This window comes from Halomonas sp. YLB-10, assembly GCF_003856855.1.
GTDB classification, from domain to species: domain Bacteria; phylum Pseudomonadota; class Gammaproteobacteria; order Pseudomonadales; family Halomonadaceae; genus Halomonas; species Halomonas litopenaei.
Genome location: NZ_RRCU01000011.1, coordinates 26,066 through 43,444, shown reverse-complemented (window position 1 = coordinate 43,444; position 17,379 = coordinate 26,066). Strand labels below are relative to the sequence as shown.

The window sequence follows — 17,379 nt, the reverse complement described above, 5'->3', positions numbered from 1 at the left end:
CCGAGCCTCGGCCGGCGTGGTCAATGCTGGTGTCGACGTTTGTTTTAAACGATGGATTGAAGATCGATGGCAGCCCCCATCGAAAAGAGGCCCGGGAGGAGCGTGCCCGCTGGCACGCCCCCTCCGGGCAAGACGCACTGACCTCCACCACGAGCACGCCTTGTATCAGGACAGCGCCACGTCCTTGGGCGTTGTCCGAAAAGCCGCCGATCGCAGGCACTTTTCACATAGGCCTCTAGGCGCTGTCCGAAAAGTCGACGAGCGAAGGTTAGACAAGGCAAAAATCGGTGAGAAAGCGCAGTTTACGGGGTGTAAATGAGCAATTTGATCCGATTTTTAACGCCGTATTACCGAGCGCAGGCACTTTTCAGACAAGCCCTAGTGCGAGGTGCCTTCTTCATAGTGGGTCTTGTTCCACACGTTGTACTTGCCTGACGGCTTGTCCATCGGCACCCGGGTGATCTCCTCGAGGCTATCGGCGTCGTAGGCGATCACCGCGCCGTCGCGCTCCCACAGGCTCAGCAGCAGGGTCTCGCCGTCACGGTCGAATTCCACGTGGGCTGACGTCTTTCCCGGCTCCGGGATCAGGGTGCGCACGATCTCGAGGCTGTCCTTGTCGATCACGTGGACACGATCACGGTTCGGCCCGAAGAACACGTCGGCCCAGGCGTAGCGGGAGTTTTCGTGGCTGCGCATGAAGAAGCCCGGTCCGTCGGTATGCAGCGTCTTGATCAGCGAATAGTCGTCCATGTCGATGATCGAGACTTCCGGCTTGGCCAGGTGGGGAATCGCCATCACCCGACGTCCGCCGGTCTCCCAGGTGATGCCGGAACCCAGATGGGGCATGCCCGACAACGGCAGGTCGGCCAGCTTGTCGCCGCTGTCCAGGTCGATGACCATGGCCCCATCGCCACCGCGGGAGGCGCCGATGACGCGGCGGTACTCGGGGTCGAAGAAGAAGTCGTCGAGGTAGTCCGGCACCGGCAGACGCCGGACCTCGAAGCTCTCGCCCCTGGCCTCCAGAGCCTTGCGCGCGGGATCCAGCGGCTCGTCCATATGCCCCGTGGCCACCACCGCTTCAGGCGTCACCGGCCAGGGGATCTCCCACAGCTCCTTGACGTCCTTGAGCGCGGCGATAAAGCTCGAGCGCGGCGGCGCGGCGTAGACGGCGCTGACCCGGGAGCCGTTGCCTTCGGCGTCGGCGGCGGGATAGACCCGCATGGGATCGAGCCGGTGGGCGTCGAACAGCACCAGGTTGCCGGGCAGGGTGTTGGCGGCCATCACGTAGCGGCCATCGGCGGACACCGCGATATTGCGCATGTTGATGCCGGCGCGGACCTCGGCCACCACGGCGAAGTGATAGAGATCGAACTTGGTGATCCAGCCGTCGCGGGAGCCGAAATAGACGTAGCGGCCATCCGGGCTGTACTTGGGCCCACCATGCAGGGCAAAGCGGGTAGGGAAGCGCGCCAGGCGCTCGAAGGTGTCGCCGTCGAGCACGCTGGCGTGGTGATCGCCGGTCTCTACCACCACGAACAGATTCTGCGGATCGGCGACGAACTCGGGCGTGTCGCCAAGGCTGCCGGGGGGATGCGACACCACCTGGCTTGCGCGGATATCGTCTAGCGTCCAGTCGGGGGTCACCGGCGGGTCACTCAGCACCCAGTCGCTCAGGGCATCGACCTCGGGCCCGGTCAGCGTGCCGGCGAAGCCTGGCATCTGGGTCGCGGGGCGGCCATCGGCGATCACCCGACGAACCTCTTCGGGCTTGATGCGCCCGAGGTTCTGGGGCAGCAGCGCCGGCCCCATGGCGCCCAGACGATCGGCGCCGTGGCAGCTGGCGCAGTGATCCTGGTAGAGCTGCGGCGGCGCCGAATTTGCCGTTATCGCCTCCTCCTGAGCCCCAGCCAGCGCTGGCATCAGGGCTGGCATCAGGACTGGCATCAGCCCGATCAGGGCCGCGCCCAGCAGTCTTGCCGTGCTCATGCCACCGCCTCCGTCATGGCGTCCATATCGAGCCGCCCGGCCAGGGACACCACCTCGCCCACCACGATCAGCGTCGGCGGCTTGAGCCCCTCGGCCTGGATGGTCTCCGGTAACTGGCCCAGACGGGTGATCACCCGGCGCTGTTCCCGGGTGGTGCCGCGTTCGATCAGCGCCACCGGCTGGTCGGCGGGCAGGCCGTTGGCGAGCAGTTCGCGGCGAATCAGCTCGGCGTTGGTCAGCCCCATGTAGAACACCAGGGTGTGGCGGCGACTGGCCAGCGAGCGCCAGTCTAGATCGAGGCTGCCGTCGGCGCGGGCGTGGCCGGTGACGAAGGTCACCCCCTGGGCGTGGTCGCGATGGGTCAGCGGAAAGCCGGCGTAGGCGCTGCAGCCCTGGGCCGAGGTGATTCCCGGCACCACGCGAAAGGGCACCTGGTTGTCCACCAGCATCTCGGCCTCTTCGCCGCCGCGCCCGAAGATGAAGGGGTCGCCGCCCTTGAGGCGCACCACCCGCTTGCCGGTCACCGCCAGGCGCACCAGCAACTGGTTGGTTTCCTCCTGGGTCAGGGCGTGGCAGCGCGCCGCCTTGCCCACGTAGAAACGCTGGGCCGCCTTGGGTGCCAGCGCGAGCACCTCCGGCGACACCAGGCGATCATAGACCAGGCAGTCCGCCTGGCTGAGCAGGTACAGCGCGCGCAGGGTCAGAAGGCCGGGGTCACCGGGGCCGGCGCCGACGATGGCCACCTCGCCGGAGGCGAGCGGCGCTTCGCCGAGCTGGTCGTAGAGGGCTTGCAAGGACATGGTGATCTCCCGTTCAACCGGTCGTCAGAATCATCTTGGGCGAGACGGCATCGGTCAGGCCGATCTCGTCATCGTCGAGGTAGCAGCCCGGGTCCTCGGCCCAGGGATCGCCCAGGGTCTTGAAGGCGCGCACCCGGGTATTGCCGTTGCAGATCGGCAGGTAGCGACAGGCGCCGCAGCGTCCCTTGAGCGGCCGCGGACGACTGCGAAACCCTCGCATCAGGTCGTCGTCGGCCTCGCACCAGATCTCCGAGAAGGGCCGCTCACGTACGTTGCCGAAGTGGTGGTCCCACCAGAAGGAGTCCGGGTGGACATTGCCCAGGTTGTCGATATTGGCGATGTACTCGCCGCTGGCGTTGCCGCCCCAGGCGAGCAGACGCGCCTCGAGATCGGCGACCCGCTCGGGGAAGTGGCGCCTGGCCCAGTGCAGCAGGAAGGGGCCGTCGGCGTCGTTGTTGCCGGTGACGTACTCGCGCCGGATACCCGCCTCGAGCTCGGCGCGACAGCGGTCGAACAGTCGGGTCATGGCGTCGCGGGTCATCTCGTGCCAGGCGTCGTGCTTACGGTGACGATGACCGCGTCCGCCATAGTTGAGGTGTGACAGGTAGAACTTGTCGACGTCGTGCTCGGCGGTCAGCGCCAGGATGTCGTCGAACTGGGCGTAGTTGTCCCGGGTCAGGGTGAACCGCAGCCCTACCTTGATGCCCCGCTCCTTGCACAGCCGGACTGCGGCCATGGACTCGCGAAAGGCGCCACGACGCTGGCGGATCTGGTCATGGGTCTCCTCGAGGCCGTCGATGCTGATGCCGACGTAGTCGTAACCGGCATCGGCGATGGCGTCGATGTTGTCCTCGGTGATCAGGGTGCCGTTGGTGGAAAGCCCGGTGTACAGCCCGAGTTCCTTGGCCCGGTGCGACAGTTCGAAGATGTCGGGGCGCATCAGCGGCTCGCCACCGGACAGGATCAGCGCCGGCACCCGGAAGGCCTTGAGGTCCTCGAGCACCCTCAGCGCCTCCTCGGTGGACAGCTCACCGGCGAAGTCGACGTCGGCCGACACCGTGTAGCAGTGCCGACAGGTCAGGTTGCAGCGGCGAATCAGATTCCAGATCACCACCGGGCCTGGCGGGGTGCGGGCAGGCGCCAGTGGCGTCGGCTCGAGCAGGCTGTCGATGTAGCGGGTCACTCGGAACATGGCGAGGCTCCCTTGGCGGTGGCGAGCCGTAGCCCGGTCTTCTTGAGGATGCGGCTGCTGTAGAGAATACGGTGGTCGCGGCAGGCGTCGCCCAGCCATTCACGCAGCCGCTCGGACTGGGCCTCGACCTCGTCGCGGTGGTGGCCGTGCAGCATCACGAACAGGTTGTAGGGCCAGTCCGGCAAGCGGCGGGGCCGCCGGTAGCAGTGACTGACGCCCGGCCAGTCGGCCAGCTGCCGGCCGAGTTCATCGATGCGCTGATCATCGACGTCCCACACGGTCATGCCGTTGGCCAGGTAGCCCAGGCGATAGTGGTTGGGTACCGCGGCGATGCGGCGCACGACGCCGGTCAGGCGCAGTCGCTGAAAGCGCGCCAGCACCTCCTCGCCGCTCATGCCGATGGCCGCGCCCACCGCCGCCCAGGGGTCGGCCACCAAAGGCAGGCCCGCCTGGGTGGCTTCGATCAGGGCGCGGTCGCCGTCGTCCAGCACAGAGATGTCGTCGCGGTCCCTAGACGGGCAGGTGGAGATGGACATGGAACTCCTCCTCCTTGGGCAGGTTGATCACCTCGAGCCCGGTGGCCTCGGTGATGGCCTCGATCACCGAGGCGACGCGGTCGGGGCGATCACAGGCGATGACGAACCACATGTTGTAGTGGTGCTCGCGGCGATAGTTGTGGGCCACCTCGGGGAAGGCGTTGACGACCTCGGCGACGCGCTCGAAGTCGGCTTCCGGCACCGCCAGGGCGGCCAGCGTCAGGGCACCGCCGAGACGCTCGGCCTGGAACATCGGGCCAAAGCGACTGAGGATCCCTCGATCGAGCAGCGACGACAGGACGTCGAGCAACTCGCGCACCCCGAGCCCCAGCTCCAAGGCCAGGTCGCCGTAGGGGTCCGGGGTCAAGGGCACACCCAATTGCAGGCGGTTGATGATCCGACGCTCTACCTCAGACAGCGCAGCCACCGCGTCATGGCGAGCGGTGGCAGCGTCGTGTGGATGGCGGTCGGGGTCGCCGGGAAAACCCCGGGACGGTGTTTCTGAGCTCATGGCTCCTCCGGGGGTGTCATGGTTCCTCGGGCGTGTAGCGTCCGCCGCGCTGGCGATAGGCCTGGCGGCTGAACAGCACCTGGTGGTCGACGTCTTCGAGGCCATGGCGCTGGATCAGCGCACGGATCTGGGCCTCGACACGCACTCGCCGGACGCCGTGGATCATGCAGAACAGGTTGTAGGGCCAGCCGAGGCGACGCACCCGCTGGTAGCACAGGGTGACCTCGGGCTCAGCGGCCAGACGCCGGCCTACCTCGTCGACGCGATCTTCGGGCAGGTTCCACACCACCATGGCGTTGGCGGCGAGGCCCAGGCGGCGATGGCGGACCACCAGGCCGAAGCGTTTGATGAAACCGCTGTGCTGCCAGTGCCCGATCCAGGTACGGACCTCCTCGACGCTCAGGCCGGTCTGCTCGGCCAGCACCTTGAACGGCTCAGACACCAGCGGCAGCCCTTCTTCCAGACAGGCCCTGAGTCTGATCAGACGGCGATCCTGAGCCTGCAGCGGGCTCGCCGGACGGCGCCCGGCGGTGGACGTGACGGCCTCGATCATGCTTCCTCCAGCTCCGCCCAGGGCAGGGCGAAGGCCAGGTCGATGTGATAGCTCTGGACCATGGGCAGGCGCAGCAACGGGGTGGCCAGTTCGGCCTCCAGCCGCGTCAGGCGCAGTTCCAGGCTGGTGCTGTCCGGCGCCGTCACCACGAACCACAGGTTGTAGCGGTGCTCGCGCCAGTAGTTGTGGTTGACCCCGGGGCAGGCGTTGATGATCTGTGCCACCGCCTCCCGGCGATGGTCCGGCACGGCCACCGCCACCAGCTCGCTGGCGCCGGCCTGGCGGTGATCGAACACCGCGCCGACACGGCCCACCACGCCCAGGTCACACAGACGCTGCAGGCGCTCGATCAACGCCTGTTCATCCAGTCCTAGCTCTTCGGCCATGGCCGCAAAGGGACGCTCGACCAACGGTAGCGATCGCTGATAGCGATCGATCAGACGCCGGTCGATGCGGTCCAGGTCGTCGACCACCTTGTCGGTTGCCATGGCCATCTCCCGAAAAGCGAAAAATTGGGGCGGGCCGCCCGTGCGAGCGGCCCGCGAGGACGTCAGTAGACGTCGTGCTGGGTGTTGTAGACGTTGAACTTGCCGGTCGGCGTGACCAGTCGCTCGTCCTTGATCACCGCTTCCAGCTGCAGCGTCTCGTCGTCGACCACCACCAGCGCGGAAGACTGATCGGCGGTGTTCCACACCGAGAACCAGACCTCGTCGCCGGCACGGTTGTACTCCGGCTGCACCACCCGCTTGGGTCCTTCGCCAAGATCCGCCCAGTCGGCGATCGGCAGCACCTGGAAACCCTCTTCCAGGTCGTTGACGTCATACACGGCAACGCTCTGGCTGATGGCCTCGTCGGGATTCAGCGCGGTGTCCACGTAGAGGTGCTCGGACTCGGGGTGGGTCTTGATGAACAGCGAGCCGCCACCCTGACCTTCCAGGGTGCGCACCACCGTCCAGGCCTGGTCCGGATGACCTTCCGGGTCGGTACCGATCAGCGAGATGGTGTTGTCGCCCAGATGGCTGGTGGCCCACACCGGCCCGAACTCGGGGTCGACGAAGTTGGCGCCACGTCCCGGGTGCGGGGTCTTGCCCACGTCGATGATCGCCTCGAGCTCACGCTCCTTGGCATCGATGACGACGATCTGGTTGGACTGGTTGGCGGCGGTCATGAAGTAGCGACCGCTGCTGTCCCAGCCACCGTCGTGCAGGAAGCGGGAGGTGTCGATCTCGACGCTGGACAGGGCGTCCAGGTTCTCGTAGTTGACCAGACGGACCTTGCCGGTTTCCTTGACGTTGACGATGAACTCCGGGTGCTGATGGGACGCCACGATGGCCGCCACACGGGGCTCCGGATGGTACTCCTGGGTGCCCACCGTCATGCCGCGGGTGCTGACGATCTTCTTCGGCTCCAGGGTCTCGCCGTCCATGATCACGAACTGCGGCGGCCAGTAGGTGCCGGCGACCGCGTAGGTGTCCTCGTAGCCCTCGAACTTGGAGGTCTCCACCGAACGCGCCTCGAGACCCACCTTGATCTCGGCCACGGTGGTCGGCTCTTCCATCCACAGGTCGATCATGTCGACCTTGGCGTCGCGGCCGATGACGAACAGGTAGCGCCCGGAAGCGGACATCCGCGAGATGTGCACCGCGTAACCGGTATCGATGATCTTGACGATCTCCTTGCTGTCGCCGTCGATCAGAGCGATCTGGCCGGCGTCACGCAGGGTCACCGAGAACAGGTTCTCCAGGTTCAGGTCGTTCATCTGCTCGGTGGGGCGATCTTCCGGCGCCACGAATACGGTCCAGCTGTCCTTCATGTCGGCAAGGCCGAACTCCGGGGGTACCGGTGGCTCATGCATGACGTAGTTCGCCATCATCTCGATCTCGTCATCGGTCAGCTGGCCGGAGGTACCCCAGTTGGGCATGCCCGCCGGTGAGCCGTAGGTGATGAAGGTCTTGAGATAGTCCATGCCGCGTTCACGGGTGATGTCGGTGGTCAGCGGCTTGCCGGTGGCCCCCTTGCGCAGCACGCCATGACAGCCGGCACAGCGTTCGAAGTAGATCTCCTTGGCGTGATCGAACTCTTCCCGCGTCATCGCAGGGGCGCCCTCTTCATCGGGCATCATCACCGCCGCCGGGTCGACGCCGGACGGATTGCTCTGGTAGGCCGCCTCTTCCGGAGACAGGTTCTTCTCGGCGCCATGGGCGCTTCCCAGGCCTGCAATCACGATGGCTATCGCTGCGGCAAGGGGCTTGAGAGTCGTGACGCTTCTGGTCATCTTTTCACCTCGAGTCATGATCCACGTGTCTTTCATCCTGTCGCCAATGTCGTGCCACAAGATGAAAATGTCGCCAGGTTTTCCGCTTTCTCTTGAGCGAGTTATTTCCCTTGGTACGGCAATCCCTTCCCTGGATAAGCGACACATCTTCCTTCCAGATGAAGGCCGCGAAGACGCCCGCTCTCTTCGCGTTTGCCCTGCCTACCATGGAAGCGCGCATTCCCGACGATTTCACTGGGTCTCTTGCCGACTCTTGACCCCTATCAACAATCACTCCTCCGCTCACCACCAGAAATTTTTCCCCTTTAATTTCTTAAGCTTAATGACCAAATAAGACTTTCGGAGCTACCTCGAAAGGAGCATTTCAGTACTTTTTGATCAAGACGTTGACGCGCATCATCCAATGGCTCCAGCCGCTATCGACAGCAGGACGAAACTCGACTACTGCTTGCCACTTCAAGAAACACCAATACCTTCGGGATAAAACGACGACCCATATCAATAAATATTTTCGATGAATCAAGGACACTGTCGGGTCCTACAGGGACCTTCGCCGGGGGACACTTGTCGATGGCAACACCTATTTCCCAGCACCCTTTCAGGTGCCATACGTGCTCAGTGCTTTTGCCACGATGGCGTGCCGCCCTCGCCTGCCTTCTGCTGATGGGAGCATGGGCTGCCGATACATCGGCGGCGCCTGCGCCCAGCGCCTCGGCGACACACAAGACCAGCGCCTCGGCGACGCAAACGACCAGCGCTTCAGCGACAGATTCGAACGGCGCAGCAGTCGACCCGGAGGCGCTCGGCAACCTGCTCCTTCAGGACTGCGGTTCCTGTCACGGCATGACCCTCAAGGGGGGGCTCGGCCCTGCTCTCACCCAGGAGCGCCTGGCGGTCTACGACGTCGACACCCTGACCACCATCATCCTCGAAGGCCTGCCCGGCACCGCCATGCCGCCCTGGCGCGATCTGCTGAGCGCCGAAGAGGCCCGCTGGATCGCCGAGACGCTCAAGCACACCGACGCTCAGGAGCTCCCATGAGGCACCGTTCTGCATTGCCCCATCCCCCCGCCGCCAAGGGTCTTCGGCGCTTTCACGCCCCGGGCTTCATGCTTGGCCTGGCACTGGCCTGCGGCCTGATCGCCTGGGGTCAGAGCCCGCACGGCTCAGCCGCCGTTGCCCACAGCACCGACGCCGGCACGCCGGAGGCCAGCTGCGCCAACCTCGCCACCGGCGGACTCGGGGTCGTGGTTGAACGCGCCGATGGACGCCTGGCCCTGGTCGACCGCCGCCAGCATCGCGTGATCACTCGTGTCGAGGGACTGGGCGATCTGTCCCACGCTTCGGTGAAGTTCTCCAGCGACGAGCGCTTCGCCTACGTGTTCGGCCGCGACGGCGGTCTGACCAAGGTGGATCTGGTGTGCGCCACCATCGACAAGAGAGTGCTGCAGTCCGGCAACAGCATCGGCGGGGCCATCTCCCAGGACGGCCGCATCATCGCGGTGGCCAACTACGAGCCGGGCGGCGTGAAGCTGTTCGACGCCGACAGCCTTGAGCTGTTGGCCGAGGTACCGGCGCGCTACACCCAAGATGACGGCAGTCAGGCGCTGTCCAAGGTGGTCGGCCTGGTCGACGCCCCGGGCAACCGCTTCGTCTACAGCCTGTGGGACGCCAACGAGATCCAGGTGCTCGACGCCTCGACGCTCATCGCGGACGAACAAGGTGCCAGCGAGCTTCCCGCCATCACCCGCTTTTCCGATATCGGCGAGAAACCCTACGACGCCCTGATCGATCCCATCGGGCGCTTCTACGTGGCCGGCCTGTTCGGCGAGGACCACCTGGCGCGCCTGGATCTGTGGCACCCGGAGAACGGGGTCGAGCCGGTCCTGTCCGGCTATCGTCAGGGCGACGACAAGCTGCCGGTGTACAAGATGCCCCACCTGGAGGGCTGGACCATCGCCAACGACCACGCCTGGTGGCCGGCGGTGGGTCGCCACGAGGTGCTGATGGCGAACCTCGACGACTGGCGCCTGGAGCGACGGATTGCGGTGCACGGGCAGCCGGTGTTCGTGATGAGCCGGCCGGACCAGCGCCAGCTGTGGGTCAACTTCGCCCACCCCGACAACGATGTGGTCCAGGTCATCGACAGTGAAAGCGGCGAGATCATCCGCACCCTGACCCCCGGCCAGGCGGTACTGCACATGGAGTTCAGCCCGCGCGGCGAGGAGGTCTGGATCTCGGCGCGGGACTCCGACCAGGTGGTGGTCTACGACACCGCCACCTTCGAGCGCCTGGCGACCCTGGAGGCCGAGTCGCCCAGTGGCATCTTCTTCACCGATCGAGCCCATCGCATCGGCCTGTAGGCCGCGGGAGAACGCCATGCACCCTGCTTCGCTGGAAACTCGCCAGTCGCAATCACAACAGACCACCGTCGTCACGACGCCTTCCGGGCAGCGCAAGGTGCTGCTGCTCTACGCCCTGATGCTGGGCAGCGTCATGGCGGTGGTGACCGCCCCCGTCAGTGCGCTTGTCGCTCATCTTTGGCTGGCCATCAGAAGACCCACCGATGCGGTGCTGGTGAGCCACCTGCGCTTTCAGCTGGCGACCTTCTGGTACGGCGTGCTGGCCGGGGCGATCGGCCTTGGCCTGTGGGGGCTGATCGGGCACATCAACCTGCCGGGGCTCACCGGCTGGGCCTACGGCTATCTGGGCTTCACCCTGGCGCTCATCTGGATGGTGGGACGCTGCGCCCTGGGTATCCGCCGGCTGTTGCACCACCTGCCCGTCCCGCGCCCCCTGTCCCCGCTGCTGGGTGGCTGCCGCGTGCGCTTTACGGACACCGACCGGTGAACCTCGATCACGGCGCCTCTGGCATGCCGGGTTCTGGTACTCAGGACTCTGGTTTTCAGGGCTCTGGCATGCCGGGTTCTGGCGTTCCAGGCTCTGGCTTGCCCAACCCTGGCTGGGGGCCGCTGTCGGGCCTGCCGGGCAACCCGCTGATCTGGGTGCTGATCATCAGTGAGCTGCTGGTGTTTGCCGCCTTCTTTGGCGTCTTTGCCTGGCAGCGGGTACTCGACCCCGAGGGTTTTCTCGCCGGGCAACGCCATCTCGAGCCGCTGCTTGGCGGCCTCAATACCCTGGTGCTGCTCACCAGTGGCCTTGCCGCGGCGATGGCGGTCACGCAGTCCCAGTGTCCTCCCCACGCCCTGCGCGTGCGCCGGATACGCCAGTGGCTGGGCCTGGCCGCAGCGCTGGGCATGGCCTTCTGTCTGATCAAGGCCGTCGAGTATCACCTCGAGTTCTTCACCGGCCCACTGCCGGACAGCGGCAACTTCTTCACCTTCTACATCGGCCTGACCGGCTTTCACGCCGCCCACGTCATCTTTGGCCTGTGCCTGCTGGGCGTCGCGATCTGGCGCCCGCGAGCGGACACCGTGGAGACCGTCTGCGCCTTCTGGCACATGGTCGATCTGATCTGGGTACTGCTGTATCCCCTGCTCTATCTGGTGCGGTGACGACAATGCATGACACGGATACTCAGCGCAGACGCCTGTGGCGCACCTGGGCCCTGTTGATGGCCATGACCCTCATCGCCATGGCCAGCGGCGCGCTGCATCGCGGCCCGCTGGCGCTCTGGGCCCTGGCGCTGGTGCTCGTTGCCAGTCTGGTCAAGGCGCAACAGATTCTCTCCATCTACCTCAACCTGCGTATTGCCCCTACCTCCTGGCGAGGGGGACTCTTGGTACTGGTCGGGGCGATGGGGCTTGGGCTGGCGGCTGCTGGACTGCTGCCTCGCTGGATCGAGGCTCCTGGTGCGACCTCCGGTGCGACCACCATCCCGGTCTCGATCCACAGCACCAAAACGAACAACACCACTGATCGACGCAGCGATAGACACACTGAACGACACTTCGAACGACACAACGAACGACAGGCACAGGAGCCCAGATGAACAAGGCCGTGGAAATCGACATGACCTTCGAGGAAGACCCCGGCGAGACCATTCGCCTGGTGGCGGTGGTCAACGACCGAGGCGACCTGACCTCGACTCAGGTCTACGGCTTCGCCCGCGACCGCGCGGAAGAGGAACTGGTGACCTACCCCTTCGTGCTGGATCGAGCGGGCGATGATCACTACCAGATCCGCTGGGGCTACGGCGACTGCACCGAGAGTGCGCTGAACTTCTCATCCCCCGCCGTGGCCCTTGGCCAGCGCGTCTATCGCGTCGATACCTACCGCACCGGCAGCGCCCGTTTCTGCTACGAGATCACCGGCATCAACGACCTGGTGCGCTGAACGGCTCGCGACTGACGGCCAACGGCGAGCGACCGACCACTCAGCCCCGCAGCGCCCAGCGTTCGAGCCGGCGCCAGAGCCGCAGGGTAAGCCAGACCGCAAGGGGCACCAGCGCCATCAGCACGATGCCCCAGTCACGGTGATGGATCAGCCAGGCCAGCGGCGTGAACAGTATCAGCGCCGCAAGGCCGGCGGTGGCGAGCGCCAGCCGCTGGCGCCAGCGAGTCTGTGACGAAGACATGACGTTCATTGGGCCACCAGCTGTCGGTAGATGCCCGGCAGCGCCAGGGCGAGATGCTCCGGGCGCGGCACGATAGCGTAGCCCCCTCGACCGAAGATGCGGCCAAGATAGCGACTGGCCTCGCGATCGATGGTCACCCCGAATACCCGCACGTCCTCTCGCGCCGCCTCGCGCACCGCGTGGCGGGTGTCCTCGATGGCGTAGCGCCCCTCGTAGTAGTCGGTGTCGTTGGGCTTGCCGTCGGTCAGCACCAGCAGCAACCGATGTCTTCTGGGGTGTTGGCCCAGCTCTCTGGCCAGGTGGCGAATGGCCGGTCCCATGCGGGTGTAATGCCCCGGCGTCAGCGCCGAAATGCGTCGCTCCACCCGCTCGCCCATGGCCTCGTCGAAGGCCTTCAACTGCCTGACCCAGACCCGATGCCGGCGCTGGGAGGTAAAGCTGTGGATGCTGACGTCGTCGCCGCAGCCGGTGATGCCGTGGCCCAGTACCATCAGCGCTTCCTGGGCCACGTCGAGCACGCGGCGACTTTCCAGCCAGGCATCGGTGGACAGCGACACGTCGATCAGGATGGACACCGCCAGATCACGCCCCTGGGGCCTGGCGTCGACGAACAGGCGGTCGCTGGCCTGACCGCCGGCGGCCAGGTCGCAGCGACTGCGGACCAGGGCGTCCAGGTCCAGCTCGTCACCGTCCGCCTGGCCCCGCAGCCACTCTCGCCGAGGCCGCAGGGCCTCGAACTGGCGGCGCACCCGGCGTACCCGGCGAGTGGCCGCCTCGTCGCCCTGCCAGGGCTCGCCCTCCTCGATGGCAGGTTCGGCGATCACCCGGCAGTGAGCCAGCAACAGCCGGCCCTTGCGGTAGTTCCACTCAGGATAGAGGTGCTCGGCGCTGGAACCGGCGGCCAGCGACTCGCCACAGGCGGCGTCGGGCGCCAGGTCCAGCGACATCTTCAGGCGTGAGGCGGCGCGTCGCCGGTTGCGGCTCAAGGTGATCTCGTCGATCTGGTCGGCCGCCTCGCGCGCGGCGTCTTCCTCCTCGTCATCCAGGTGGCGGTTGACGTTGACCATCTCCGCCCAGGACAGCATCTTTTCCGAGGCATTGAGCATCAGCGGGTCGTCTCGCTCGGCCTGATCCTGGTAGCGACGCTCGGCCTTGCGCCGGGCACCTTCCACCTCGGCGGCCTGGGGCGGAGCCGTCTCTTCGTCTTCGTCCTCGTCATCCTCATCGGTCGACCTCGAGACGCACTCGAGCGTCGACGCCTCGCCCCATAGCGGCACCGGCAGAAAGGGCCGATACCCCCGTGGCGCGCGCACCGACGGGCGCCCTTGGCCATCCGCCGCCTGCAGCCAGGACCACCACTGGCGTGCGTCGCCTTCGGGACTGTCTTGCGTCTGGGCCTCGCTATCGAAGGATCGGTTATCGCCCAGCAGGCGCCGGACCAGTGTCTCGACCGCAGCTTCTTGCGGAGGCAGGCCGCGACGCCGAGGACGCACGGCGAGCAGCGCCTGGCACAGCCGGGCATGGCGCCGGACAAAGCCGGGATAGCGCGCAAGCGTCACCTCGGTTGAGCGCCGGGCCTCGGCCAGGCGCACCAGATCCTGTTCGAGTGGATCGTCACGATGCGCCACGGGACGGCGCTCGGCCAGCGACATGGCCAGCCAGCGATATAGATCGCGATTGAGCTCAACCTCAGGCAACAGCGCCAGTCGCTGCGGCAGCAGCAGGTGCTCGTCGTCACGCCGCGAGACCTCCAGCGCCTCCTCGTCGAAGCCCAGGCGCTGACGCAGTGACAGGCGATGGCGCGAGGCGCGCTTGCCGATCGCGTCCAGGGTGACGCCGGGGTCGCCGCCGCTGGCGCGAAACAGCACCCCCAGCGAGCGCGACACCTCATCGAGGGTCACCGCCGCCTCGGGATACTCCGGGTAGCTGGCGGCGCGTGACGCCCAGCGGTGCCAGTGACGGCCGACGAACTCCTCGACCTCGAGAAACTCCAGCATGGTGGTGGCTATCCGAAGGTGGCGGTGACGACGTCCTCGATGCCCTTGAGCACGTCGGGATCGTCACTGAGTGGCTCGAGCAGGGCCGCCCGGGCGGCGTCGAGCACCGGCATGCCGGCCTGGATCAGGCTGGCGCAGTAGATCAACAGGCGAGTGGACACCCCCTCTTCCAGGTCCTGGCCCTTCATTGCCCGCAGGCGTGCCGCCAGGTTGACCAGGGCCTCGCAGCGCCCACGCGAAAGGCCGCTTTCATGGGCGACGATGTCGACCTCTGTGTCGGCATCGGGGAAGTCCAGCGAGATCGCCACGAAGCGCTGGCGGGTGCTCGGCTTCAAGGTCTTGAGAATGTGCTGATAGCCAGGGTTGTAGGACACCACCAGCATGAAGTCGTCCGGCGCTTCGAGTCGCTCGCCGGTACGTTCCAGCGGCAGCAGACGACGATCGTCGGTCAGCGGGTGCAGCACCACGGTCACGTCCTTGCGCGCCTCCACCACCTCGTCGAGGTAGCAGATGCCGCCTTCGCGCACGGCCCGGGTCAGGGGGCCGTCGGACCAGGCGGTGTCACCGCCCTTCAACAGATAGCGTCCGGTCAGATCGGAGGCGGTCAGGTCGTCGTGGCAGGCCACGGTGTGCAACGGCAGCCCGAGACGTGCCGCCATATGGCGCACGAAACGGGTCTTGCCGCAGCCCGTCGGCCCCTTCAGCAGCAGCGGCAGACGCTGGCGGTAGGCGTGCTCGAACAGCGCGACCTCCTGGCCGGTCGGCTGGTAGAAGGGGATGTCGTCACGCACAAGGTCCTGGTGCAACGCGCACCGAGACAGGGTTGCTTGGGTCATGAACAGGGTCCTCGAGACCATCGAGGCCGCCTGACGGCGGCCTCGATCGGGTTCAGCTGGCGGACATCGCCGGCTGGCCAGAGGCCGACCGACGGGCCGGACCGAACAGCGCGTAGAGCAGCAGCACCGCGCCCACCGTCACCGCGATGCCGGTGCCCAGGCGCATGGTGTAGAACAGGCCGAGCTGATCCTGCACCTCCATGTAGTTCATCCCCAGCACCCGCTGCAGATGGGTCTGCACCGCACCGGCGAAGGTCAGGGTGAAGGTCATGAAGCACATGGCCGAGGTCAGAATCCAGAAGCCCCACATGTTGAGCACCTGGTTGAACGGCTGGCTCCGACGCAGCTGCGGCATGGCGTAGGTGATCACGCCGAGGATCAGCATCACGTAGGCACCGTAGAACGCCAGGTGGCCATGGGCGGCGGTGACCTGGGTGCCGTGGGAGTAGTAGTTGATGAACGACAGGGTGTGCATGAAGCCCCACACGCCGGCGCCGAAGAAGGCGACCGTCGGGCAGCCCATGGTCCACAGCATCGCGGCCTTGTTGGGGTGGTTGCGCGACCCCTTCCAGAACATCACGAAGGCGAACACCACCATGGCGAAGAACGGAATCACCTCAAGGGTAGAGAAGATGCTGCCGATGGCCTGCCAGTAGCCCGGCGTACCGATCCAGTAGTAGTGGTGGCCGGTGCCCAGCAGTCCGGAGAACAACGACAGGCCGACGATGACGTAGAGCCACTTCTCGATCACTTCGCGGTCGACGCCGGACATCTTGATCAGCAGATAGCCGAGCAGCGACGCCATGATCAGCTCCCACACGCCTTCCACCCAGAGGTGCACGACCCACCACCAGTAGACCTTGTCTACCGCCAGGTTGCCGGGGTTGTAGAAGGCGAACAGCCAGAATACCGCCGCCAGCCACAGGCCCAGCATCAACACCAGATTGATGGTGGTCTTGCGGCCCTTGAGCAGGGTCATGCTGGTGTTGTAGAGGAAGATCAGGAAGGACACCGTGATCAGCACCTTGACGAAGAAGGGCTGCTCGAGGAATTCACGTCCCTCGTGGATGCCAAGCTGATAGCACACCAGGGCGGCGACCCCGGCCACCACAAAGATGCCCAGCTGCAGGTAGGCCAGCATCGGGCTATGAATCTCCCGTTCGGCCTCTTCCGGCATCAGGTAGTAGGTGCAGCCCATGAAGCCGATCAATAGCCACACGATCAGCAGGTTGGTATGGCTGACGCGGATAATGTTGAACGGCATCAACTGCGCCAGGAAGTCTGGAAAGACGTAGACCAGCGCCGCCATGATGCCAAACACCAGCTGAAGGGCAAAAAGCCCCATCGCCACCAGGAAGAAGGCGTAGGCCACCTTCTGTGTTTCATATTTCATTTTTCATGTTCCTCCACGGTTTCCCCTCACGCGACGCGTACGCCATTGCGATCTTGTCGATATGTCACGCGAACCCACCGACCTATCCCGATACGTGGGGCGGCCAGTTCTGATCATCGATAGCGTCGGTCCACTCGAGGAAATCGATCAGCGAGGTCATTTCCTCGTCGCTCAGATCGAACTGCGGCATCTTGCGCCGCCCTGGTACGGCCAGCGGCTGAGCGCGCATCCAGGCCGCCAGTCCCGCCCTTGCCGCCTCGGGGTTTTCGCGCCCGTGATAGCGGGTCCAGACATTGGACAGTTCAGGCGCAAAATAGGCCCCCTCGCCCATGATGCTGTGACAGTTGATACACATGTTCTTTTCCCACACATGCTTGCCTTCGCGTACCGAATCGGTCAGCGGAAGTGCGCTGGTGGACTCCGTCACGATGTACCAGTGACTGTGAGCAGTCAGCGCTACAAAGATCAGGAAAAAGAACAGTGAGCCCCCGTAGAAGATGTTGCGTGCTGCGGATTTTGTCAGACCCTCGGCCATGACCACGTCTCCTCATTGTTTGGCCCATGGTGCCGGAGAGTCAGACCTCCCTGGCCCCGTTGACCATTGTATTGAGGAGCGCTCTTCTATACCTGAGTTAAACACTCGGAATATGACATGCATCACCAAAATTCTTGATTGATTCGCCCCATCAACCACTTAAACAGTCGCCTGGACTATCGGCGATAAACGATGAAATTGACGAGACAAGATGACGACAATATCGCC

General features: G+C 65.4%; 19 protein-coding genes. 6 read left to right on the top strand and 13 right to left on the bottom strand.

Annotated elements, in window-relative coordinates:
• Positions 1-378: 378 nt before the first annotated feature.
• The 8 genes from EBB56_RS20600 to EBB56_RS20565 all read right to left on the bottom strand — a co-directional run bounded on the left by EBB56_RS20600 (position 379) and on the right by EBB56_RS20565 (position 7,853).
• Positions 379-1,986, bottom strand: coding sequence for a nitrite reductase (locus EBB56_RS20600; RefSeq protein WP_124805218.1), 1,608 nt, complete (start codon positions 1,984-1,986; stop codon positions 379-381).
• Positions 1,983-2,786, bottom strand: coding sequence for a uroporphyrinogen-III C-methyltransferase (gene cobA / locus EBB56_RS20595; protein ID WP_124805217.1), 804 nt, complete (start codon positions 2,784-2,786; stop codon positions 1,983-1,985). Before cobA ends, EBB56_RS20600 begins: the two co-directional genes overlap by 4 nt.
• A 13-nt stretch (positions 2,787-2,799) precedes the next feature.
• Complete coding sequence (gene nirJ, locus EBB56_RS20590; RefSeq protein WP_124805216.1) at positions 2,800-3,978, bottom strand: heme d1 biosynthesis radical SAM protein NirJ; 1,179 nt, start codon at positions 3,976-3,978, stop codon at positions 2,800-2,802.
• Positions 3,966-4,514 carry an AsnC family transcriptional regulator gene (locus tag EBB56_RS20585; RefSeq protein WP_124805215.1) on the bottom strand — a complete coding sequence of 183 codons (549 nt, stop codon included), beginning with the start codon at positions 4,512-4,514 and terminating at the stop codon, positions 3,966-3,968. Before EBB56_RS20585 ends, nirJ begins: the two co-directional genes overlap by 13 nt.
• On the bottom strand, positions 4,489-5,025 hold the full coding sequence (locus EBB56_RS20580; RefSeq protein WP_221621219.1) for an Lrp/AsnC family transcriptional regulator: 537 nt from the start codon (positions 5,023-5,025) through the stop codon (positions 4,489-4,491). The genes EBB56_RS20585 and EBB56_RS20580 overlap by 26 nt, the downstream gene beginning before the upstream one ends.
• A 16-nt stretch (positions 5,026-5,041) precedes the next feature.
• Entirely contained in the window at positions 5,042-5,578 is a 537-nt protein-coding gene (locus EBB56_RS20575; protein ID WP_185696490.1) for an Lrp/AsnC family transcriptional regulator, read from the bottom strand.
• Complete coding sequence (locus tag EBB56_RS20570; protein WP_045993516.1) at positions 5,575-6,066, bottom strand: Lrp/AsnC family transcriptional regulator; 492 nt, start codon at positions 6,064-6,066, stop codon at positions 5,575-5,577. Before EBB56_RS20570 ends, EBB56_RS20575 begins: the two co-directional genes overlap by 4 nt.
• Before the next feature lie 62 nt (positions 6,067-6,128).
• The gene (locus EBB56_RS20565; protein ID WP_124805214.1) at positions 6,129-7,853 is read right to left on the bottom strand and encodes a nitrite reductase; all 1,725 of its coding nucleotides are present in this window, start codon (positions 7,851-7,853) and stop codon (positions 6,129-6,131) included.
• A 570-nt stretch (positions 7,854-8,423) separates the two neighbouring features.
• Between EBB56_RS20565 and EBB56_RS20560 the strand changes: the two genes are divergently transcribed.
• The 6 genes from EBB56_RS20560 to EBB56_RS20535 all read left to right on the top strand — a co-directional run bounded on the left by EBB56_RS20560 (position 8,424) and on the right by EBB56_RS20535 (position 12,149).
• Complete coding sequence (locus EBB56_RS20560) at positions 8,424-8,894, top strand: cytochrome c (RefSeq protein WP_311767543.1); 471 nt, start codon at positions 8,424-8,426, stop codon at positions 8,892-8,894.
• Positions 8,891-10,216 (top strand): cytochrome D1 domain-containing protein, encoded by a 1,326-nt coding sequence (locus EBB56_RS20555; RefSeq protein ID WP_287163955.1) that lies wholly within the window; start codon positions 8,891-8,893, stop codon positions 10,214-10,216. Before EBB56_RS20560 ends, EBB56_RS20555 begins: the two co-directional genes overlap by 4 nt.
• 16 nt (positions 10,217-10,232) lie before the next feature.
• Positions 10,233-10,703, top strand: a complete 471-nt coding sequence (locus EBB56_RS20550) for a hypothetical protein (RefSeq protein WP_124805212.1) — start codon at positions 10,233-10,235, stop codon at positions 10,701-10,703.
• Between the two features lie 98 nt (positions 10,704-10,801).
• On the top strand, positions 10,802-11,368 hold the full coding sequence (locus EBB56_RS20545) for a cytochrome c oxidase subunit 3 (protein WP_260425404.1): 567 nt from the start codon (positions 10,802-10,804) through the stop codon (positions 11,366-11,368).
• Between the two features lie 5 nt (positions 11,369-11,373).
• On the top strand, positions 11,374-11,805 hold the full coding sequence (locus EBB56_RS20540) for a cytochrome C oxidase subunit IV family protein (RefSeq protein ID WP_124805210.1): 432 nt from the start codon (positions 11,374-11,376) through the stop codon (positions 11,803-11,805).
• Positions 11,802-12,149, top strand: a complete 348-nt coding sequence (locus tag EBB56_RS20535) for a hypothetical protein (RefSeq protein WP_108132124.1) — start codon at positions 11,802-11,804, stop codon at positions 12,147-12,149. The genes EBB56_RS20540 and EBB56_RS20535 overlap by 4 nt, the downstream gene beginning before the upstream one ends.
• A gap of 40 nt (positions 12,150-12,189) precedes the next feature.
• Here EBB56_RS20535 and EBB56_RS20530 read toward each other — a convergent pair whose 3' ends face one another.
• The 5 genes from EBB56_RS20530 to EBB56_RS20510 all read right to left on the bottom strand — a co-directional run bounded on the left by EBB56_RS20530 (position 12,190) and on the right by EBB56_RS20510 (position 17,151).
• A complete protein-coding gene (locus tag EBB56_RS20530) occupies positions 12,190-12,390 on the bottom strand; it encodes a hypothetical protein (RefSeq protein ID WP_108132212.1) in 201 nt (66 codons plus the stop codon).
• A gap of 5 nt (positions 12,391-12,395) precedes the next feature.
• Positions 12,396-14,387 carry a nitric oxide reductase activation protein NorD gene (locus tag EBB56_RS20525; RefSeq protein ID WP_124805209.1) on the bottom strand — a complete coding sequence of 664 codons (1,992 nt, stop codon included), beginning with the start codon at positions 14,385-14,387 and terminating at the stop codon, positions 12,396-12,398.
• Positions 14,388-14,395: 8 nt separating this feature from the next.
• Positions 14,396-15,223 (bottom strand): CbbQ/NirQ/NorQ/GpvN family protein, encoded by an 828-nt coding sequence (locus EBB56_RS20520; protein ID WP_124805208.1) that lies wholly within the window; start codon positions 15,221-15,223, stop codon positions 14,396-14,398.
• Between the two features lie 52 nt (positions 15,224-15,275).
• Positions 15,276-16,616, bottom strand: coding sequence for a cbb3-type cytochrome c oxidase subunit I (locus tag EBB56_RS20515; RefSeq protein ID WP_108132122.1), 1,341 nt, complete (start codon positions 16,614-16,616; stop codon positions 15,276-15,278).
• Positions 16,617-16,698: 82 nt separating this feature from the next.
• Complete coding sequence (locus EBB56_RS20510; protein WP_045993522.1) at positions 16,699-17,151, bottom strand: cytochrome c; 453 nt, start codon at positions 17,149-17,151, stop codon at positions 16,699-16,701.
• Positions 17,152-17,379 lie beyond the last annotated feature (228 nt).